The following is a 20,185-nucleotide window of genomic DNA, read 5'->3' as shown; positions in this document are numbered from 1 at the left end:
GCCTATTGCCTAGCGGCGGCCAGCATCGCCGGGCGCGGTCCCATCCAGTCGGCCATCGTCACACTGTCGCTGACCTTGTAGGGCTTGCCGCTCTTGTTGAGGAACAGCTTCTCCATTTCGGAGCGGGTAAAGGGCCGCGAGCCCAGCCGCCCGAAGACCGCCATCTGCCCGCCTGATTCATCCACGCCACGATCCCGATCGAGCCCCTTTGCGACGGCCAGCGCCGCGGATGGGGTCCGAGCGAACGCGATCAGATCGGGCCGCGGATCGGGCGAGAAGCCATAGAAATTGGGCTGGCTCGACGGCGAGGTCAGTTGCAGCACCTTCATGCCGTTGCGGCCATCGGCGACATAGGCGAACAATGTCGCGTTGGTCGACGCGACGATCACGTCTTCGGCATCGTTGAGCAGGCCGCCGGCATTGTACCGCATGTATTCGCGCGGCGCCTCAGGGTTGGTCATGTCGATGATCACCAGCCCGTCCTGCTTGGCCGCGACATAGGCAAAGGTGCGCGCCAGATAGAGCTTGCGCGCATCGGCCAGCCGGACCGTGCCCGACGGCACCGCGACAGGCGCCTCGAGCCGCGTGACGTCGAACAGCTTGATGCCCTCGGCATCGGTGACCCACAGATAGCGGAACTGCACCGCGCTCGCGCGCGCATCGGTGAGCGGCAGCACCGCCATCAGTTGCGGGTTGAGCTTCGAGTGATCGAAATCGCGCGGCGCGTTGGCGGGCGGAGCATCCGCCAGCCGCACCACGACGAGTCCCGCATCGGCGGTGATATAGGCAAAGTCCCCAGCCAAAGTGATATGGCGTGCGCCCTTGAGCACGTTGTCCGGGTTCCAGGTCAGCGTCCGCTTGAAGAAGTTGTTGCGGAACTCGCCATCGGCGAGCGTATCGATGTTGACCGCAATCAACCCTTCGACGCTGTCGGTGACGAAGGCGTAATGATAGACAGCGCGGAACGGCTGTTCCTGGTTAGCCTCGCGCATCTCCGGCGTGTTGCGCGTCGGCGCGATCGGCTGGGTGGTGGCGATCGCCATGCAGGTGGCGTTCGTCGTCTTCACATGCGTGTCATGCCCCAGCGAGGAGAACGGCGCGCGGATGATGCGTTCGGAAAAGCCCTTGTTGCCGATCGAGGCGATGTCATAGGCGCGGAAGCCGCCCTTGCCTTCGGCCACGAACATATATTCGCCGCGGTTCTGCAGGCAGGTCACCCGGCCAGATGTGTTCTGCACGACATTGGCGAACTCCTCGAGCGCGTAAGATTCGCCCGAGAACTTGGCATCGAAGGTCTTGCCGCGCGTCCAGTTCTTGAGCTCGCGGCCATTCTGTTCGACGTGCAATTTGTAGTAATCGGGATAGGCGTAACGATGGAGATACGATCCGATCACCGCCTGCGGCTCGTCCCATTCGGTCACGCGCACCGCCTCGAAGCCGCCTTCGAGCCCGAACCAGCTGTTCAAGCCCACGAAGTTGACGAAGTTGGTGCCGAGCAGCAGCAACTGCGACATCACCGCATTGTTGTCGTTGGCCGCGCTCAGATGGCAGTCCGAGCACTGCTTGGTCTCGGTCTTGCGCACCGTGTGCGGGAAGTGCGGCGCGAACGCCTGGGATGAGAAGCCGGGCGCCGAGATCGGCGGCTGCTGCACATAGATGCGCTCGCGGTTGATGTTGGTCGACGACAGGATCAGCGCCGAAGTCGAGCGGATCGGGGCGATGATGTTGCCCTTGCTGGTCTGGTGGCGGCCAATCTGGAACATCTCGTCGCGCGCGACCTGCGGATTGTAGGTCGCGTAGTTGCGCGTTTCGTCTTCCTCGTATTTGTGGACCTTGGCCTTCCAGTTGGCCTCGATCGGCAGATGGCAACCACCGCACGATGTCGTCCAGCTGAGGTGACAGGTGAAGCACGCCATCTCTTCGGTGTCGTGCGCGCGGTCGGCCTTGGCGACGGAAGGCCCGAAGCTGTACGTGCCGGTGTCCGAACCCTGCTTGGCCATCAGCTTGGAGCGCGCCGCCTTGGCGTTGAAATCGGGGCTGGCGGGATCGACCGCGTCCTTGACCAGGCTGACCTGCCACGACAATTCGGGGTCGAGCACCGAGCGCTGCAGCAGCACGCGCTTGCCGGTCGCGTCCTTCATCCACTCGAACCGGCGCTGGCCATCGGGGTTGCGGATCAGCGCAAGGTTGTTGCCCTTGGGCCGCGCGGCGAGGTTGGAGGTGAACAGCGTCGGGTACGCATCGGGGGTGCCGTGGCAATCCTTGCAGCCGATCTCGACCGCATTGGCGACCTCGCCATAGATCAGGCCGTTGCCGTGGCCGTCCTGGCTGAAGTGGCAATCGACGCACTGCATGCCAAGCTCGGCATGGATGTCCATCATGTGGACCGATTTGCCCGGATTGGTGCCGACGGGGACGAACTTGCCCTCGCCTGCCTTGCGGAATTTCTCGGGATCATCGGGCGAAACCATATTGGCGGTATCGGTGCCCCAGGTCGCCATATTGCCTTCCGCATCAAGCAGATTGCCCTTCCGGTCGCGCTTCAGGATTGCGCGGAAGTTCCAGCCATGGCCGTGATAATCGGCAAACTGCGTGTCCTTTGCCTCGGTATTGAGGTCATAGACATTGCGCACGAACTCGATGTCCGACCACAGGCCGCGCGCGGCTGCACCCTCGGGATTGCGGTCGAGCGTCGCACGCACTTCCTTGGCGGTGGGATAATGCTGCTGCTTGTAGACCCGCTGATACTCTTCCTCCGACATGCCCTCGGGTTTGGGCGCGCGGTTCTCGGGCCCCGGCCACATCAGCGGCGCGTCGGATTCATAATCCCACATCGTGTAGCCGAGATAGCTGTTCAGGAAGATGTTGGGCTGGTGCATGTGGCAGTTCATGCACTGCGCGGTCGGGATCGCACGGGTGAAGGCGTGCTTGAGCGGGTGGCCCTTTTCCTTGAACGCGGCCTTCTCCGCATGAGCGGCCTCACCGCCGTGCGACGCGCCATGCTCGCTGGCGCCTTCGGCCAGGGTGGTGCCATGATCGCCGCCATGCCCCCCGCCGCCATGATCGTCATGGTGCTCCGCCGCATCATAGGTACCATAGCGGCCCGGGCGTTTCTGGCCCTCGGTCAGCGTGTTGATCGTCGGGTCGTCGGTGATCGTCTGGCCGTCGCGGCCGTATTTGGCGTAGATCAGGCTGTGTCGCGGCTCGCGGTCGTTGGCATAGACGACATGGCACGCCGCGCAGCCCGAAGCCCGATAATCGCCCGGCTGGTCGTTGGTGCCCATCTGCCACAGGAACGGATCGTTGAGCCGGGTCTTGTGGATGTTGATCACCGGCACCGCGACGCGAAGGCCCGTGCCGGGTCCCCGGTTGGACTGCTTGAGATCGGGACGGCCCGGCTCTTCCAGCCGCTGGATGATGCCGCCGATATTGGGCAGACCGATTTCGGGGAATTGCGAGTTGATGTTGCGTCCGCCGCGTTCAAACACGCGGAAGATGTCGCCCGGCGGCAGAATGTGCCAGGTCGGCAGCGGGTACATCACCGGCAGCGCGCCGCGCGCCTTTTCCGCTGCGGTCACGGTGCCGTGCGGCTGCCCCTCTTCGGTCGCCGCCGACTTGATCATCGCCGGCTTGCCGTCGCGGGTGAAGGCCTCGCCAAAGATGTAGTTCTTGAACGGCACAATGCCGTTGTTGTACGCCGCGCCGCCCCACAGCATCGCGCCGGTCGCCATCAGCGAGCGTTCGGAGGCCTCGATGATCTCGATATGGCAGGCGCCGCAAGATTCGCGCACCACGCGGTAATCGGACGGATTGACGAAGCGGATGAACTCGGGCGCTTCCTTGGCGAGCAGTGCGTACGACCGCTGAGGGTTGGCCGAAGACGGCCATTTCCACGCCACCGGATATTTGGGCAGGACGTGGCTCTTCATCAGCGCGTCCTGATAAGGCAGACTCTCGCGGCCCCAGGCGTTGTCGCCCATGATCGCGGCGTCGCCGCCATGGCAATCGGTGCAGCCCAGCACCACGGCGGGCGATGCGTGCATCGTCTTGTGGTCGCTGGCGGTATGGCAGCTCTGGCAACCCGCGCTCTTGGCGTCGGCCTCGGGCCATTCCTGGTTCGCAGGCGCGGGCGCGGTGAAGGTATACTTGACCTTCTGCGCCTTTTCCTTGCCCGATGCGAGCACCTGATCGGCCGGCAGCGTACTCAGGGTGACGAGCAGCAGGCCCGCCAGCAGCAGCTTCCAGTTGAAGCCCCCCCTATTGAAGGCCCCCCTATTGAAGGCTGGCGCGTTTCCGCGCGCCCGGTCAGTACGCCAGAATTGCATTGAACAGCACCGAATAAAAGAGGTCTGACTTGCCCGATTGGGTGAACAGGTCGCGGAAACCCTTGGATGGGTCGAACACCGCGCCGGAGAGGCGGAAGACGAGGTTCTGGTTGGCGTTGGGACGCCAGATAAAAGCCGCCGAAGCATCGAGACCGATCGAGCTGGGCACCGTGCCCTCCTGGCGCAACGCCTCGAGCGTATCGGTCTTGTGGAACCACAGATGGTTGACGTTGGTCGACAGCCGGGTGGTCGCACTGAGGTCGAAATCCGCGCCCGCGCCCAGCAGCACGGTGCCGGGGTTGTTGAAGTTCGACTGGCCCTGTTCCTTGGACGAGCGCAGCGAATTGAGGATGCCGTTGCGGCCATTGATGCCGACCGCGCGGCCGCCGCCGGCAAAGGGAATGACCTGGCGGATCCAGTAGCTGGTGTCGGCGCCGGCGAAGATCGGGTTTTCGAAGATCGCATCGAACCCGGCCTCGGTGTCATTATACGGGTCACCGTCGCCGCTGGCGAACAGACCCTGCAGCCGAAAACGCGCCCAGTCATAGTCATAGCTGACTTCCGCCGCGCCGAAATACGAGCGAATGTCGGCCTTGCGGCTGGTGAAGAAGCTGTTGCGGTCCTCGCCGAACGCGCCATAAACCTGCCCCGTCAGGTTGATGCGCCCCACCCGGCCATCGACGGCATAGCCCAGATACACCACGTCGTATTCGCGCGAGCGCAGGTCGCCAAGCAGCGCGGGGCGCACCGGGAAGCCATTGTCGTCGATCTTGAGCTCGCGGCCACCCTCGCGGTTCATGTTGTAGGTGACCGACACCTGGCTGGTCAGGCCGACCACCGGAAAGTCTTGGCGATAGGCGTTCGCGAAGAACACCCAGTCGTCACGCGGCGTTTCGACCACGCTGTTCAGGCCCGAATTGGTGTCCTTCTCCAGCCGCCAGAAGGCGCCCAGGTTGAACTGGAAGCGGTTGTTGTCGCGGTTGCCGAACAGCCGGATTCCCAGCTGGTTGTCCTGGAACAGGAAGCCGCGAAAATCGGCCTGCATCGGCTGGATCCCTGCGCGCAACGAGATGAAGTCGTAGCGCGAGGTATCGTACTGGCCGAGGTGATAGTCGATGAACGCTTCCTGGATGCCAACGAAATGATCGGTGCGGTGCGTCGGCTTCGATGGCTCGACGAACAGGATGCGCCGCTCGTTGACATCGACATGGTTGACCTGCGCCGCGAGCGTGAGGCGATATTCGATCGCAGGCGGCTTGTACGTCGTCTCGCCCTTGATCAGCGCAAACCCGGCAATAACGGTCTGCGCGAGTACCAGCGAATCCGCGCGACCGAACACATCGAGGCTGTCGGGCCGCGTGGTCGTCTGAACGCCCACCGGCGTCGGGAAGCTGCGCGGCTCGACGACGGTGTCCGAGATGACGTTGGCGACGAAGAACCAGTCGTCTTCCTTGAGGAAGCCGGGGCGCTTGCCTTCGGGCAGCGGCCGGTCACCCTTCAGGATGTTCTGGTGATAGGGGTCCAGCTTCGACCGGCAGACGTTCGAAAGATTGGGATAGAGCGCATAGATCGACTGGTCGCCGGTCTTGGTCGGACACAGCGAGGTGACGATGCGCCAGCGATCGGGCACCGGGAACTCGTCGGTCGGAAAGGCTTCGGGCGCAGGCGCGCGCACTGCCCCCGGATTGTCCTGCGTCACCCGATCGGGCAGCTGCTTTTCCACACCGGGACGGCGGCGATCATCGATCAGCGCCTCGTCGGCATCGATGGTATCGGGATTGCGCGTGTCAGGCTCGACCGAACCGGGTGTGGGTGCTTCCTGATCTGCGGTCAGCAGCAGCACGTCTGCTTCGCGCCCCCAGAATGCGGCATCACCGCCGCCCGTCAGCCGCGGCGAGCCCAACCGATGCGGCGCCGGGGCCAGTGCCGTACGGCGAGGCGCTGCTAGCTGCGGTTTGATCGTCTCGAGATGCTGGGCGATCCGCACGATCGCAGTTCCACGCCCGACATCCGCCTTGGCCAGCGCCAGGATTGCGGACTGCTGGTCGCTGCGTGCGCAGGGCCCGGCACCCGAATCCACAGCTTCGCCGCCATTCCCGGCCAATGCCAAAATCGGGATCAGGGCGACGAAAGGTGCTGACATCTACAGCCCCTCGCAGACATTTTGCTGGTTGGTATCGAGGAACGGCGCGAACGGGCAGCTGACATAGCGCAGGCGGACCTGAGCATTGCCAAGGTTCACCACCACCCGGTCTGCGCGGATATCCTTGGGCGCATTGCCGACGCCGCCGACTCGCGCACCGCCGTTGTTCAACCCCAGAAAGCTGACCATGTCGTCCTGGTCGATGCCGTCGCCCGAAACCCCGATTCCGCCGACCAGCACGTTGCCGCGATAGATCGGAACCGCGCCGGGGAAGATCTGGATGCCGTTCTCGAGCCGGTTCTGGCCTTGGACCGTATCGGGCAAGGCGGTGCAGCGCTGTGCAGTATCGGTCGGCGAGGCGCCCGAGACGAACTGCGAATGCTGGATGATGTTCGCGGCGACCAGTTGCACCTGCAGACCCACGGCAAACGGGTTGAAATCGTCGATCGGCCGCGACAGCGGGCCTGGCGGACGGCCAAGCTCGCCATCGGGGAAATAGGGACGCGCCAGATTGCCGACGCTGCGGTTGCCATAAGCGATGGTGCCCGTGAGCGAATTGGGATCACCCAAGAATGTCCGCATCGCCGCAACGAACGGCGCAACGCCGCCGCCTGCCGACATCAGATTGGCCGCAGCGCGCGAGTTCGAGAAGAACATTGCGGTGCGGGCCTTCTGCAGCGACACGTCAATTCCGAAGATCGGTGCATCCGGCGAGCGGACCACACCCAGAACTTCGCCATGCGTGTCGACAACCGAGATCGAAGCCTGCATCCGGCTGTCGAGCGGCCGGCGGATCTGCGCACGCGCGCGGGTCAGCACGGTGAACGCCTCTTCCAGGATCGCACGAACCTCGGCAGCGGTCAGCGGCTGCGAATTGCTAGCGGTGTCGGTCCCGGCGCGGATCGGATAACGGTTGTTGCCCGCGCCATCGGTCAGGATGAAGGCATCGGAGTTGCTGAACTCGGCTGCGCGCGCGGCGCGGATGCCCGATGCCTCGGTGCCGTAAGGCGTGCCCGCGATGATCGTCGCGGTGCTGTAGCCGCGCACCGCGACAATCGCGCCTGCGCTGCCGTTGATAGCGGCGAAGTTGCCCGAGACCGCCCCGATGTCGCTGGCGAGAATGTCGCTGAACCGCAAGCTGGTGCCATCGACCGTGATCCGGTCGGCGCGGATGGCTTCCGCGGCAGCAAAGCCTTGCGTGCCGGCAAACGCGATCGCTTCTTCGGGGTCGATGTCGCGGTCGAGGATGTTGGGGTCGAAGCCGTAGTCGCCGTCGCCCATCACTCCGATGGCCCCTACCACCACACCGTTCTTGTAGAGCGGCAACCCGCCGGGGTCGGCTGCGAGCCCCAAAGGTGCGCGTTTGGGCCCGATCAGCGCCGATGCGCCGCCCGCTGATTGGAAGCGCGCGTTGAGATCCGAACACGGCAGCTGGCTGAACTGCACCCCGAACAGCGGTCCGCTTTCCAGCCCGCGCGTGGACGGCGCAGGCGGGAAGTGCTGCTGGACGATCTGGCTGGCGGTGCGGCTCGAAAACGCGTTGCCGCCGCTCGACAGATACGCCCCGGTCACCGCCTTGGAGATCGCCGCCATCTCGGCAGGGACGTCGAGCCCCTGCGCATCGACCAAGGGGCTGTTCAATCCCGCTTCGGTCATCGCGCTGGTTCGCGCCATCGCGCGCGCGCCGTTCATCCGGAAGACCCCGAGCACATTGCCGACCCGGTCGACGACCGCGATCACCGAAGGCAGGTTGCGGCGCTGTGCCTCGCTCACCGCCTGCGCGATGATGGTCTGCACTTCGGCAACGCTGAGCGATTCTTGTGCGGGCGCGACGAAGTTGCCGCCGGCAGGTGGCGGAGCCGGATTGGGGGTCGGCGTCGGGCTGGGCGCGGGCGTGGTGCCGCTGCTGTTGCCGCCTCCGCACGAGGTGAGCACCAGTGCCATCGCCGCCAGCGACGTCGCCATCTTGCCGACGCGCATCATGCCGCAAAGCCCTGCGCGGGCCGGGCAAAGCGCTCTGCGGCCCCTATAGCGACGATCCCATCAGGCACCTGGAAACTCACCACTTGCGTCATCTCCCTGCCGCCCGGATCACTGCAGCGACCGGATGGTGCGCACGGCGCCGCCCAGTGCCCGGCGAAACTCCAGCGGCTTGTATGAATTGGGCTCTGCAACAGCGGCATAAGCCTGGTTGATCTGCGCGCGCAGCGAGGTGGCCGAACCCGCGGACACCTGGCCCTGCGTCACCAGGCCGCTGAGCAAGGTATCGACCGCCATCACCGCCTGCACCGAGCCTTCATAATCGGTAAAGCGCGGGGATATCGCCTCGCTGGCGATCGATTCCATGATCGCAAAAGTCTGCGCGCGGGTGAAATCGCTGCGGCTGAAACGGTCGGCGAGGGTCATCGCGGTCTGCCGCAGCCGGTTTGCGGCTTCCACCGCCGGGCCCCTGCCCTGCGCCATGGCAGCGTGGAAGGCGCGTGCGTGGCCTTCATACTGCGAGGCAAGTTCGGGCGCGGCGATCCGTACGGCGGCCGAGAGCATGATCATGTTCTCGTCATTGTACGGCGGCATGCCCGAGGGGATCGGGCGCCCAGGATTGCCGAGCTTCGCAGGACGCGCATCCTCTTCGTCATAAATCCTGCGGTGACAGCTGTGGCAATCGAAGAAATAGAATTCGGGGAACATGCCTTCGGTGCCCAGCCCGGGCTTGCCGAACAGGCTCAGCGAGCGCTCGAGCGCGATCGCCTGGCCCACCGCCCACATCCGCATCGAGTTGGCCTTGCCCTTGCGCTGGCGATAATCGGCGTCTTCGTCGTGGTGCTGGGTCAGCGTCGAGAACAGATCGACCTCGAAGGCGATCCGCGGGTGCCCCGCTGCCATGATCCGGTGGTTGACGAACTGTCCCGGCGCGTCGCTGCCCAGATGGCAGTCGAGGCAGACACCTGCGCGCGCCTGCGCGTTTTCGAGCGGGATCATGCCTTGCGAAACGTTGCGGCCGTGGCTGGTGCCGGTGGCGTAGTGGCTTGCAAGCCAGCCCGATGCGGCACCATGACACGCTTCGCAGCTCACCCCGTCACTGACCTGATAGCGCGGGCCCTTGGCGGCGGCGGGCGTCGAATGGCACCCCAGGCACATCGCGGCAGAGCGCGGATCGCCGATCCCCAGTTTCTTGCCGATCGCCAGGCTGCGCGGCTCGCCGAGCACACGATAGGCTCGCGAATGCGCGCCGCCGGGGGTCGATTCTTCCTGCCAGCGCCACAATTCGTCCTGCCGGACGACTTCGCCATCGGCCTCGTTGCGGCCATGGCAGGTCGAGCCTGCGCAGCTGCCGACACCCATATGGGTGCCCGATGCGGCGCGCGCAGCCTGTGCCTCGAGCCTTTCGGCCCCTGCGAGATTTGCGATGAAGAAGGCGCCGATGGCCAGCGCGGTGATCCCGAAAACTGCCAACGCAGTCCGAACGCCACCCACGCGCGAGTCGGCCCAAAGCCCTGAAATGTGCCCCAAAATGTGCATCGTCGCTTTTACCCCCGGCCCCATGCAGGACCGGCCCCCGATAGACTAACGATGCGACCCCTTAGTCTTGTCTTGCAGAACCTTATCGCCGGTTCGCCCTCCACTTTCAAGGCAATCCTTCGATAGGGGCCGCAATTTATCCAGTGCGCCGCGCGCGCCGATGCGCAATGGTCTGCTTGCCGCAGCGTAGAGCATTTGGCATGCTCGGTGCCGGTTGGGGAGTTGATGACATGCCGCTTGGACTTGGTTTTGCAGACGGTGCCTGGCTCGGACACCTGGCCTTCCTGATCCTGGCGATCGCGCTGATCGCTCCGCCGATGCCGTGGATGCGACTCGGCATCGTGCTGTCCTCGCTCGCCGGACTCGGCTTTGCGCTGGGATTTGCCAACGATCTGGGGCTCGCCTTCTGGTTCTTCGTGCTGCTGGTGATCGGCGCGTCGATGCTGTTCCGCTACCTCGTGGCAGAACGCAACTCGCGCTTTTCATCCGAGGAGGAGGCATTGCGGGCCAGCTTCATGGGCGAAATGACCCGGGCCGGCGCGCGGCACCTGATGGACCAGGGCAATTGGATCACCGGACGCGGCGGCGAAGTGCTGATCAACGAGGGCGAGGCGATCAGCCACCTGTTCTATCTGCACGATGGCGCCGCAGAGATTTCGCTGCACGGCCAACACGTCGGTGCCGTGGCCAGCGGTGACCTGATCGGCGATGCAACCGCGCTCAGCGGCGCGCCAGCAACAGGAACGGTGCGGCTGACGACAGACAGCCGCTTCTGGTGCGTTTCCGCGCCCAAATTGCGGCAATATCTCGATCTGCATCCCGATGCGCGCACGGTGATCGAGCGCCAGATCAACAGCGCGCTCGACCGCAAGCTGCGCGCCGCCAACGCCGCGCTGGCCGGGGAGTGAGCGCTCAACACCGCATGTAATGCCCCGTCACCCCCGCGAACGCGGGGGTGACGATTCTGCGCCAACGCCGACGAAATAGCGGGATTCCCGCTTTCGCGGGAATGACGAGCGAGGATAGGTAAACGCTCAGGCTGGACTATTCAGCCTCAAAGCTGCGGGCCGAGCACCTGGTCGATGCCGTGGACCATGCCGTTGCTCGCCGCCAGATCGGGCAGCGCGATCGAGCCGACGTTGCCACTGGCATCGGCCAGCCGGATCTGATCAAGTTCGACCGACGCATTGAGCTTCTCGCCCTGCAGCGTCACGATCTCGATACTGCCGCCATTGTCGCCGATCCGCTTGCGCAGGTCGGCTGCGGTCAGCCTTCCGGGAATCACATGATATTTGAGCACCGTCGCCAGCCGCGCCTTGTTGGCGGGCAGCAGCAATTCGGCCAGTGTATCGACGCCCAATTTGTCGAACGCGCCGTTGTCGGGCGCGAACAGCGTCATCGGCGTATCGGCGCCCAGCTCCGCGCCAAGTTCAGCCGCCTTGATCGCGCGGGCGAGCGTCGACAGATCGGGGTTGCGCAGCACCACCTCATCGACGCGCAGGATGGCCGCAGGCTCGCCATCGGCGGTAGCTTCGGCAACTTCCAGGCTCTTGGGATCGATCCGCTTGACCGGATCGCCCCCGCCATCCTGGCTGCCACAGGCCGCGACGGTAAGGGTCAGACCCATCAGGGCAGCAACGGCTTGTGAACGCATGATAATCTCCAAATAGTCCGGCCAATGAGGTTCAGCACTATGGCTTAGCCCCCAAGCGTCAGGCTGGGCCCTGCTTGTCGAGGAAAACGAAATCCCGCTCCAGGCTCAGCATATGGGCACCGCCATCGACGAAAAGCAACTGGCCCGTCATCGCGGACGCGTCGGCAAGGTAACGCACCGCACGTGCAATGTCTTGCGGGTCTGACAACCGGCCCAGCGGCATGCGTGCGGCGAGCCGTGCCATTTGCGCGTCGTCGAAGTCGCTGGTCGCCAACGTCAGCCCTGGCGCGACCCCGTTGACCCGTGCGCGCGCACCGAACGCGCGCGCCAGCGTCCGGATCGATTCGGCCAGCGCCTGCTTGGACAGGGTATAGGACAGCTGGTCGCCATTGGGGTTGCGGACGCGCTGGTCGATGATCTGGACGATCGCGGGTTGCGCCCCCTCGCCTGCCGCCGCGACCAGATCGCGCGCGAGCAGCACCGGTGCGAAAGTGTTGACCGCGAAGTGATCGCTCAGCATCTGCGGCGTCATGCTGGCCAGATCGTCATAGTCGAACATCGACGCGTTGTTGACCAGCAGATCGGGGGCGCGGCCGAAATGCGCGACCACCTGCGCGATCAGCGCGGCGGGCGCATCGGGGCGCGCGAGATCGGCGACGAAGCCGTGCCATTGCGTGTCACAGGCTGCCAGCGTGCCTGCCAGGTCGGTATCGGGAACCGCATCGCTGTGCCCATGCAGCGCAAGCGTCCATCCGGCGCGCGCCAGTTCGGCGGCGATAGCCGCGCCCACCCGGCGGCATCCGCCGGTGACGAGCGCAAGGCGCGAGGGATTGCCCTGAGGGCTCACCGGCGCGTCCGGGTCAGCGTGATGCCGATCGATTCGTTATGCTCGGCGATCGCCAGCTTGATGATCTTGACTGTCAGCCGGTGGATACGCGGATCCTGCAAAAACAACGTCTCGATGACATGATCGGCGACCGCCTCGATCAGCGTGAAATGCACCCCCTGGGGCAGCGCGGTCGATGCGGCGTGCTTGAGGTCCATATAGTTCTTGGATGCCGACAGCGGCGTATCGGGCGCATAATGGTCCTGCGCCAGCATCTGCGCCTGGATCGTGAAACGCAGCGGCTGCGGCAGCTTGGTCTCTTCCGAGTAAATCCCGGTGAGGACGTTGACGTCGAAATCGGCGATCTCGAGGATCAAGCTGTCTGGTGTGGTGTCGATCAAAATGGGTGGCCTGTTCTATGATGTCTGCTGCTCGTCACCCCGGCGCACGCGGGGGTCCCGCTAAAATCTGTAACCACGGCGCGAAAGCGGGATTCCCGCGTTCGCGGGAATGACGAACCCGCGCGTTGGCAAATTGCGCGGGGCAACGCAAGCGCTCAACCGTTCGACCAGCGCGCAAAGATCGCGGTGGGCAGCAGCCGCCCGCCGGCTTGCTCGCGCACCGCTAGCTCACCGACCTCGACCGTCCCCGGCAGATCGGCGAAATGCGCGGCGAGCAGTTCGCCCAGCGCCAGTGCCGACATCCGCACCGCATAGACGGTGAGGAAGAGGCAGCGCGAGCGATCATCGAGCAGCTTGCGACAGTCTGCGATCAGGCCGGGCAGATGCTCCTCGAGCTTCCACACCTCGCCCTCGGGGCCGCGCCCGAACTTGGGCGGATCGAGCAGGATCGCATCATAGCGCTTGCCGCGGCGAACCTCGCGCGCGGCGAACTTGACGCAATCGTCGACCAGCCAGCGGATCGGCAGGTCTTCCATCCCCGACAGGCCTGCGTTGACCCGAGCGGCTGCGACCGACTTTTTCGAGGCATCGACATGCGTGAGTTCGGCCCCTGTCGCCGCCATCGCCAGCGTACCGACCCCGGTATAGCCGAACAGGTTGAGCGCCTTGGCGGCCTCGTCACCGTCATGCCGACCAATCTGACCGCGCAGCCAGCGCCACACCGGATCCATATCTGGGAAAAACCCAAGATGCCGGAACGGGGTATTGAGCGCGGTCAGCCGCACCTCCTCCCACGCCAGCGGCCAGCCATCGCGCGGCACGTTGGATTCAAGCTGCCACTTGCCGCCGCCATCCTCGTCCGATCCAGGGATGAATGCGCCATCGGCGTCCCAATCGGGAAGCGTCGTCGGCCACATCGCCTGCGGCTCGGGACGGACGAACCGATAGGGACCATAGGCCTCGAACTTGCGCCCGGCGCCGCTGTCGATCAGCGTATAGTCCTCGCGCGGCTCGCCGATCATCAGCACCGGTTGCGGATCGAGGGCGGCCATAAGCGAACGTCAGCCCTTGGCCGGAACGGCGCGGGCGGCGATGTAATCGCGCACGGTGGTGTAATCGCCCGCAAGCTTGTCGAATTTCTCGGCGCGCTCGAACAGGTCGCCGACACGGGTGGGCAGGCGCGGGCGCAGGCCCGTCGCGCGCTCGACCGCATCGCGGAACTTGGACGGGTGGGCGGTTGCTAGGGTAACGCACGGAATCGCCCGGTCGAGCGTGCCTGCATCCTGCAGCCGGTGCGCCGCGCCAAGTCCGATCGCGGTGTGCGGATCGAGCACCTGTCCCGCGTCATCCCAGGCCCGCCGCATGGCAATCCCCATCTCTTCCGGATCGACGCTCGCACTGGCGAATATGCCTTCCGCGCCTGTGCGCATCGCGGGCGTGAGCTGCATCGCCTTGCTCGCCTCGAAGCCCTGCATGCGCGCGGCGGTCAGCGCGCCATCGCGGCCTTCCAGATCGAACAGCAGCCGCTCGAAGTTGGAACTGACCTGAATATCCATCGAGGGCGCCGCGGTGGGCGTGACGCTGCCTGCCGAATAGTCCCCGGCGCTGAGCGCGCGGTGGAGGATGTCGTTGACGTTGGTCGCCACCACCAGCCTTGCGATCGGCAGTCCCATCTGGCTGGCGACGTAGCCTGCGAAGACATCGCCGAAATTGCCGGTAGGAACCGAGAACGCGACCGGACGGTGCGGCGCGCCAAGCTGCAAGGCTGCGGCGAAGTAATACACGATCTGCGCCATCAGCCGTGCCCAGTTGATCGAGTTGACCGCCGAGAGCGTGAACCTGCCGGCAAAATCGGGATCGCCGAACATCCGCTTCACCATCGCCTGGGCATCATCGAAGCTGCCATCGATCGCGATGTTGTGCACGTTGGGGGCCAGAACCGTGGTCATCTGCCGCCGCTGCACGTCCGACACCCGGCCATCGGGGTGAAGCATGAAGATATCGACCTTCTCGCGCCCCGCGACAGCATCGATCGCCGCCGATCCGGTATCGCCCGAGGTCGCACCGACGATGGTCAGGTGCGTATCGCGGTTGCTCAGGAAGCGCTCGAACAGATGGCCGAGCAATTGCAGCGCGACATCCTTGAACGCAAGCGTCGGCCCATGGAACAGCTCGAGCAGCCAATTGCTCTGATCGAGCTGCACCAGCGGCGTCACTGCCTTGTGCGAAAACCGGCCATAGGCCGCCTCGCACAGACCGTGCAGTTCTTGCTCGGTCAGGCTGCCCGCGACATAGGGTGCCATAATCTTCACCGCGAGATCGACATACGACAGCCCCGCCATCGCCGCGATCTCGGCTTGCGTGAACTTGGGCCAGCTCCGCGGAACATAAAGCCCGCCATCGCTCGCCAAACCCGCCAGCGTCACGCCCTCGAAATCGAGCGCCGCTGCCTTCCCCCTGGTGCTGATATAGTCCATGGGATGGACCCGTTAGCGACCCTGCCTGCCGCTTGCAATGGCCGCGTCAGTCTTCGGGGCTTTCGTAGAACATCAGGACGGCGGGTCCTTCGGGGGTTTCGATCTCGCCATGCTCGACAAAGCCCGCGCGGACATAGGCGCTGCGCGCGCGCTGGTTGTGCGGATCGGGATCGATGCACAGCACCCGAACGCCCTGCGCATTGAGCTGCTTGGCGAGCATCGCCAGCAGCTTTGCGCCGTGCCCCTTGCCGATCAGCGAGGGCACGCCGATGAAGCAATCGACCGCGCGCGCGCCCTGCGGCAGATCCTGCAGATGCTTTTGCGGCCAGGCATGGACCTCGAAATGCTGGATATAGGCGATTGGATAGCCATCGAGCATCCCGATCAGCTGCACCATGTCGGGATTGTCCATATCCTCTTCGATCAGCGCCAGCTCGTGCTTGGGATCGCCCCACCACTTGCGGACCTCGGGGGTTTCCAGCCACGAGGTAATCAGGGGCAGATCGGAATGGGTAACCCTATGGAAGCCGTAATAATGTCCGCCCTGCATGGTCTCTCCTTACGGCATCACGCGGACGATCAGGATCGTGCCCGCCTTGCGACTGCCAGACCATATATAACGGCAGCCAGCCCCGCGAATAAAAACCATTGTATTGCATAGGCCCAATGATTGTTCGGAATGTCCTCGGGCGAAGGTGGTTGCACAGCCTCGAGACCCGCAACCGGCGGCGCTGCGACCAGCCGGATCAGGTGCATGCTGTCGGGCGCGATCACGCCGGTGACCTGCCCGCCGGTCCAGTCGGGATCATCGGGACGCAGCGACCACCCGGCCACGACCTGCGCGCCCGGGCCTTCGGCCCCGGTCGAACATGACGCAATGTGCACCCAGCCCGCCCGCCCCCGCGCATTGCGTCCGCTCGCCGAACGCCAGCCGGTAACGGTGAGGCAATTGACCGAGGATTCCCGATACAGCGGCAGCGCGTCGCGATCGGGCACCGACGGCCATGCCACGGCAGGCCGTTGCGAAGCAGTCGCATACTCGTCGAGGAGCGCCTCTTTCCAAGCCATGCGCTGCAGCTGCCAGACACCCAGCGCGATCATGATCGCGATGGCGATGCCGACGATCACCGTCGGCCATAACGGCAGGCGCTTCATGGCTGTTCCTTCGTATCGTCCGCGACCCGCCCCTCACGGACCTCCGCGCGCGCCTCGTGGATCAACATCATTGCTTTGGAAACCCTGAGCGACAGCAGCACCAGCGCCGTGGTGATCGGTACCCACAGCACGATGTGGACCCAGAAGGGCGGGCTGGCCTGGACCTGAAGCACCAGCGCAAAGGCGCACACCAGCGCGCCAATGACCAGGATCAGGAACGCCGCCGGGCCATCGCCGACGTTAAACGCGGAAAAATCGTGTCCGCAGGCACGGCACTTGGCTGCGAAGCGAACCCAGCCGGCAAACAGCGTGCGCGAGCCGCAGGCCGGGCATTCGCCAAAAAGGGCAGCCTGGACCAGACCAGACTGCCCTTTGTCGACAGGCGTATCATCCATGATGACCGCGCCGATTCATAAGGTGAGGATCAATGCGTCACCGCGCCCCAGCCACCCCAGACATAGATGACGAGGAAGAGGAACAGCCACACCACGTCAACAAAGTGCCAGTACCAGGCAGCCGCTTCGAAGCCGAAATGCTGCTTGGGGGTGAAGTGACCCTTATAGGCGCGAACCAGGCAGACGATCAGGAAGATCGTGCCAACCAGAACGTGGAAGCCGTGGAAACCCGTCGCCATGTAGAACGCCGAACCATAGTTCAGATCCTTGAACGGGAACGGTGCCACAGCGTATTCATACGCCTGGACGCTGCTGAACAGCAGGCCCAGCAGGATGGTGACCCACAGACCCTTGATCAGGCCGTCACGATCGCCGTTGATCAGCGAGTGGTGCGCCCAGGTCACGGTGGTGCCCGAGCACAGCAGGATCAGCGTGTTGAGCAAAGGCAGTTCGAATGCGTTGAGCACTTCGACACCCTGCGGAGGCCAGGTTCCGCCAATCACCTCTGCCGACGAGGGGAACAGCGAGAAATCGAACCACGCCCAGAACCAGCCGACGAAGAACATGACTTCCGACGCGATGAACAGGATCATGCCGTAGCGCAGGTGCAACTGCACCACCGGGGTATGGTCGCCCGCATGCGCTTCCTTGACGACCTGCGCCCACCAGAAATACATCGTTGCGACCACGGCTGCGGTGCCGGCGTAGAATACGATACCCATCGTATCGATGCTCTGCATCCACAGGATGGCCCCTACGGCCATGAGCAGCGCCGACATCGATCCGGCAAACGGAATGATGCTGGGCGGCAAAATATGATAATCGTGGTTCTTTGTTCCGGCCATCGGTCTGGTCCCTGTCGTCCCTAAAGCGTCTTTAAACTAAGCCCTTAACTGCCCTTATTCGCCTGGTCCAGCGGGTAAAAGGTGTAGCTGAGGGTTATCTCTTCGATATCCTTGGTCTCCGGATCGGTCATGATCGCGGGGTCCACATAATAGATCACCGGCATCCGCACCTTCTCGCCCGGCTGCAGCGTCTGCTCGGTAAAGCAGAAGCACTGGACCTTGGCGAAATAGCGCCCGGCCTGCACCGGCGTAACGTTGAACGTCGCGGTGCCGGAGACCGGCTGGCTCGACAGATTCTCTGCCTCGAACGCGGCCATGTCGCGCGCGCCGATGGTGATCTTTTCGGTCGGGTTCTCCGGCTTGAAGCGCCAGGGCAGTGCCGAGGACACGTTCGAATCGAACCGGACGGTGATCTGCTTGTCAGTCACGACGAACGCCGAGGCATCGGCCTCGCTGACCTTCATCGTCGTGCCGCCGAAGCCCGTCGCCTCGCAGAACATGCGGTAGAGCGGAACGGCGGCGTAGCCCATGCCGAGCATGCCGACCGCGAAACACAAAGCCAGAAGAGCAGCGCGCCGGTTGCGACGCGACATCTCGGGATTGAGCGTTGCAGCGTTCATCCCCACACCCCGATCTTCACGATGGTGATGACATAGAACATCACGCACAAGGCGATGAGGATGCCGGCCATGAACAAGGCGCGGCTGCGCTGGCGCGCGCGCAACTGCGCCAGCACCTCGGGATCGTTGAAATCGGGAGTCGGGCGATCGGTCATGCGGCAATCACCGGAACCACGGCACGATCAATGACCAGCGCGGTGAAGATCATGAACAGATAGACGATCGAATAGGCAAATAGCTGCTTTTCAGGCTTCAGCGTATCGCCTTCGCCCGCCACGCGGAAGCCCACGCGCGCCGCCAGCAGGACGAAGAAGCCGGTCAGCAGCAGCGCGCTGATGCCATAGGTCCAGCCGACCAGGCCCAGCGCGAAAGGCGCGAGCGTGGTCGCGAGCAGCACCAGCGAATAGCCGAACACCTGGTGCCGGGTCGACTTCTCGCCAGCGACGTTGGGCATCATCGGAATGCCGACGCGCGCGTAATCCATCTTCACGAACAGCGCGAGCGCCCAGAAGTGCGGCGGGGTCCAGAAGAAGATGATCGAAAACAGCAGGATCGGCAGCATCGTGACGTCGCCGGTTACCGCCGCCCAGCCGATCACCGGCGGGAACGCCCCTGCCCCGCCACCGATGACGATATTCTGCGCCGTGTTGGGCTTGAGCCACACGGTGTAGATCACGGCATAATAGAAGATCGAAAAAGCCAGAATTCCCGCGGCCAGCCAGTTGACCGCCAGCCCCATGATCACCACCGAAAAGCCCGACAGCGCCAGACCGAACTGCAGCGCGGCCTCGCGGTCCATGCGGCCTGCGGGGATCGGGCGGTTGGCGGTGCGCTTCATCAGCGCGTCGAGGTCGGACTCGTGATACTGGTTGAGGGCGGCAGCACCGCCCGCCCCCATGGCAATGCACAGGATCGCGACGAAGCCGATCACCGGATGGATCGTGCCGGGCGCCGCGAGCAAGCCGCACAGCCCGGTGAACACCACAAGGCGAATCACGCCGGGTTTGGTCAGCGCCCAGAAATCGCGCCAGTGCGCGGGCATGATGGCGCCTTGCTGGCCATGCACGGTGCCCGCGTGGAGATCAATCTGCTGAACGGCGTCGGTCATTTTACTCAATACCCAAATGGCAAACCCCTCCCGAGCCGGGAGGGGCTGCGGGCCGGATCAGGGATAGCCCTTCACCGGCCCTTTCAGAGGCCCGATATGCGCCCGGTCACTTGATGACGGGGAGCGTTTCGAACTGGTGGAACGGCGGCGGGCTGGACAGGGTCCATTCCAGCGTCGTGGCACCTTCGCCCCAGTAGTTGCCTTCGGCACGACGGCCGGCAACCAGCGAGTAGGCGATGTTGATGAAGAAGATCACCATGCCGGCCGCCATGATCGCATAACCAATCGACGCGATCTCGTTCCAATAGGCGAACGCCTCAGGATAATCGGGATAGCGACGCGGCATGCCCTGACGACCCAGGAAGTGCATCGGGAAGAACAGGATGTTCACGCCGATGAAGAAGATCCAGAAGTGCAGGTGGCCCAGCAGCTCGCTGTAGTGGCGGCCGCTCATCTTGGGGAACCAGTAATAGAAGCCCGCGAAGATCGAGAACACCGCACCCAGCGAGAGCACGTAGTGGAAGTGCGCGACCACATAATAGGTGTCGTGCAGGTTGTCATCGACACCGCCATTGGCAAGCACGACGCCGGTCACGCCGCCCACGGTGAACATGAAGATGAAGCCCAGAGCCCAGACCATCGGGGTCTTGAAGGTGAGCGATCCGCCCCACATCGTCGCGATCCACGAGAAGATCTTGATGCCCGTGGGCACCGCGA

18 protein-coding genes are annotated in these 20,185 nt (G+C 64.3%); 1 reads left to right on the top strand and 17 read right to left on the bottom strand.

The window, feature by feature from the left end; genetic code table 11:
* Positions 1-2 precede the first annotated feature (2 nt).
* The 4 genes from QUV11_RS04300 to QUV11_RS04285 all read right to left on the bottom strand — a co-directional run bounded on the left by QUV11_RS04300 (position 3) and on the right by QUV11_RS04285 (position 9,810).
* Complete coding sequence (locus QUV11_RS04300; RefSeq protein WP_300880730.1) at positions 3-4,325, bottom strand: hypothetical protein; 4,323 nt, start codon at positions 4,323-4,325, stop codon at positions 3-5.
* Positions 4,306-6,468: a hypothetical protein gene (locus QUV11_RS04295; RefSeq protein ID WP_300880729.1), complete on the bottom strand. Its 2,163-nt coding sequence runs from the start codon at positions 6,466-6,468 to the stop codon at positions 4,306-4,308. The genes QUV11_RS04300 and QUV11_RS04295 overlap by 20 nt, the downstream gene beginning before the upstream one ends.
* Positions 6,469-8,448, bottom strand: a complete 1,980-nt coding sequence (locus QUV11_RS04290; RefSeq protein ID WP_300880863.1) for a heme-binding protein — start codon at positions 8,446-8,448, stop codon at positions 6,469-6,471. It lies immediately after the preceding gene.
* Between the two features lie 111 nt (positions 8,449-8,559).
* Positions 8,560-9,810, bottom strand: coding sequence for a multiheme c-type cytochrome (locus QUV11_RS04285; protein WP_300880862.1), 1,251 nt, complete (start codon positions 9,808-9,810; stop codon positions 8,560-8,562).
* Between the two features lie 407 nt (positions 9,811-10,217).
* Between QUV11_RS04285 and QUV11_RS04280 the strand changes: the two genes are divergently transcribed.
* Complete coding sequence (locus tag QUV11_RS04280; RefSeq protein ID WP_300880728.1) at positions 10,218-10,895, top strand: Crp/Fnr family transcriptional regulator; 678 nt, start codon at positions 10,218-10,220, stop codon at positions 10,893-10,895.
* A gap of 146 nt (positions 10,896-11,041) precedes the next feature.
* Here the strand turns inward: QUV11_RS04280 and QUV11_RS04275 are convergent, their stop codons facing one another.
* From QUV11_RS04275 to QUV11_RS04215, 13 genes are all read right to left on the bottom strand, one after another.
* Positions 11,042-11,641, bottom strand: coding sequence for a fasciclin domain-containing protein (locus tag QUV11_RS04275; protein ID WP_300880727.1), 600 nt, complete (start codon positions 11,639-11,641; stop codon positions 11,042-11,044).
* A 58-nt stretch (positions 11,642-11,699) separates the two neighbouring features.
* Entirely contained in the window at positions 11,700-12,488 is a 789-nt protein-coding gene (locus QUV11_RS04270) for an SDR family oxidoreductase (RefSeq protein ID WP_300880726.1), read from the bottom strand.
* The gene (locus QUV11_RS04265; RefSeq protein ID WP_300880725.1) at positions 12,485-12,868 is read right to left on the bottom strand and encodes a dihydroneopterin aldolase; all 384 of its coding nucleotides are present in this window, start codon (positions 12,866-12,868) and stop codon (positions 12,485-12,487) included. Before QUV11_RS04265 ends, QUV11_RS04270 begins: the two co-directional genes overlap by 4 nt.
* A gap of 155 nt (positions 12,869-13,023) precedes the next feature.
* Positions 13,024-13,920 (bottom strand): class I SAM-dependent methyltransferase, encoded by an 897-nt coding sequence (locus QUV11_RS04260; protein ID WP_300880724.1) that lies wholly within the window; start codon positions 13,918-13,920, stop codon positions 13,024-13,026.
* A gap of 9 nt (positions 13,921-13,929) precedes the next feature.
* The gene (thrC, locus tag QUV11_RS04255; RefSeq protein ID WP_300880723.1) at positions 13,930-15,345 is read right to left on the bottom strand and encodes a threonine synthase; all 1,416 of its coding nucleotides are present in this window, start codon (positions 15,343-15,345) and stop codon (positions 13,930-13,932) included.
* A 46-nt stretch (positions 15,346-15,391) separates the two neighbouring features.
* Complete coding sequence (locus QUV11_RS04250) at positions 15,392-15,895, bottom strand: GNAT family N-acetyltransferase (protein WP_300880722.1); 504 nt, start codon at positions 15,893-15,895, stop codon at positions 15,392-15,394.
* A gap of 29 nt (positions 15,896-15,924) precedes the next feature.
* Positions 15,925-16,500 (bottom strand): SURF1 family protein, encoded by a 576-nt coding sequence (locus QUV11_RS04245; RefSeq protein ID WP_300880721.1) that lies wholly within the window; start codon positions 16,498-16,500, stop codon positions 15,925-15,927.
* A complete protein-coding gene (locus QUV11_RS04240; RefSeq protein ID WP_300880720.1) occupies positions 16,497-16,895 on the bottom strand; it encodes a DUF983 domain-containing protein in 399 nt (132 codons plus the stop codon). Before QUV11_RS04240 ends, QUV11_RS04245 begins: the two co-directional genes overlap by 4 nt.
* A gap of 29 nt (positions 16,896-16,924) precedes the next feature.
* Positions 16,925-17,740: a cytochrome c oxidase subunit 3 gene (locus tag QUV11_RS04235; protein ID WP_300880719.1), complete on the bottom strand. Its 816-nt coding sequence runs from the start codon at positions 17,738-17,740 to the stop codon at positions 16,925-16,927.
* Positions 17,741-17,784: 44 nt separating this feature from the next.
* Positions 17,785-18,333 (bottom strand): cytochrome c oxidase assembly protein, encoded by a 549-nt coding sequence (locus tag QUV11_RS04230; RefSeq protein WP_300880861.1) that lies wholly within the window; start codon positions 18,331-18,333, stop codon positions 17,785-17,787.
* A gap of 23 nt (positions 18,334-18,356) precedes the next feature.
* A complete protein-coding gene (locus QUV11_RS04225) occupies positions 18,357-18,515 on the bottom strand; it encodes a hypothetical protein (protein ID WP_289619957.1) in 159 nt (52 codons plus the stop codon).
* Entirely contained in the window at positions 18,512-19,468 is a 957-nt protein-coding gene (locus QUV11_RS04220) for a heme o synthase (RefSeq protein ID WP_289619956.1), read from the bottom strand. The genes QUV11_RS04225 and QUV11_RS04220 overlap by 4 nt, the downstream gene beginning before the upstream one ends.
* Positions 19,469-19,574: 106 nt before the next feature.
* On the bottom strand, positions 19,575-20,185 hold a 611-nt coding region (locus QUV11_RS04215; protein ID WP_300880718.1), incomplete at its 5' end, for a cbb3-type cytochrome c oxidase subunit I.

The organism is Blastomonas sp., from assembly GCF_030373265.1.
Classification (GTDB): Bacteria; Pseudomonadota; Alphaproteobacteria; order Sphingomonadales; family Sphingomonadaceae; genus Blastomonas.
The sequence above is the reverse complement of the archived record's forward strand: the minus strand, read 5'-3'. Positions and strand labels throughout refer to the sequence as shown.

Excerpts from the sequence above, each read along its gene's own strand:
- QUV11_RS04300 (WP_300880730.1), bottom strand. The coding sequence starts at position 4,325 with ATGCAATTCTGGCGTACTGACCGGGCGCGCGGAAACGCGCCAGCCTTC.
- QUV11_RS04295 (WP_300880729.1), bottom strand. The coding sequence starts at position 6,468 with ATGTCAGCACCTTTCGTCGCCCTGATCCCGATTTTGGCATTGGCCGGG.
- QUV11_RS04290 (WP_300880863.1), bottom strand. The coding sequence starts at position 8,448 with ATGCGCGTCGGCAAGATGGCGACGTCGCTGGCGGCGATGGCACTGGTG.
- QUV11_RS04285 (WP_300880862.1), bottom strand. The coding sequence starts at position 9,810 with ATGGGTGTCGGCAGCTGCGCAGGCTCGACCTGCCATGGCCGCAACGAG.
- QUV11_RS04280 (WP_300880728.1), top strand. The coding sequence starts at position 10,218 with ATGCCGCTTGGACTTGGTTTTGCAGACGGTGCCTGGCTCGGACACCTG.
- QUV11_RS04275 (WP_300880727.1), bottom strand. The coding sequence starts at position 11,641 with ATGCGTTCACAAGCCGTTGCTGCCCTGATGGGTCTGACCCTTACCGTC.
- QUV11_RS04260 (WP_300880724.1), bottom strand. The coding sequence starts at position 13,920 with ATGGCCGCCCTCGATCCGCAACCGGTGCTGATGATCGGCGAGCCGCGC.
- thrC (WP_300880723.1), bottom strand. The coding sequence starts at position 15,345 with ATGGACTATATCAGCACCAGGGGGAAGGCAGCGGCGCTCGATTTCGAG.
- QUV11_RS04250 (WP_300880722.1), bottom strand. The coding sequence starts at position 15,895 with ATGCAGGGCGGACATTATTACGGCTTCCATAGGGTTACCCATTCCGAT.
- QUV11_RS04245 (WP_300880721.1), bottom strand. The coding sequence starts at position 16,500 with ATGAAGCGCCTGCCGTTATGGCCGACGGTGATCGTCGGCATCGCCATC.
- QUV11_RS04240 (WP_300880720.1), bottom strand. The coding sequence starts at position 16,895 with ATGGATGATACGCCTGTCGACAAAGGGCAGTCTGGTCTGGTCCAGGCT.
- QUV11_RS04235 (WP_300880719.1), bottom strand. The coding sequence starts at position 17,740 with ATGGCCGGAACAAAGAACCACGATTATCATATTTTGCCGCCCAGCATC.
- QUV11_RS04230 (WP_300880861.1), bottom strand. The coding sequence starts at position 18,333 with ATGTCGCGTCGCAACCGGCGCGCTGCTCTTCTGGCTTTGTGTTTCGCG.
- QUV11_RS04225 (WP_289619957.1), bottom strand. The coding sequence starts at position 18,515 with ATGACCGATCGCCCGACTCCCGATTTCAACGATCCCGAGGTGCTGGCG.
- QUV11_RS04220 (WP_289619956.1), bottom strand. The coding sequence starts at position 19,468 with ATGACCGACGCCGTTCAGCAGATTGATCTCCACGCGGGCACCGTGCAT.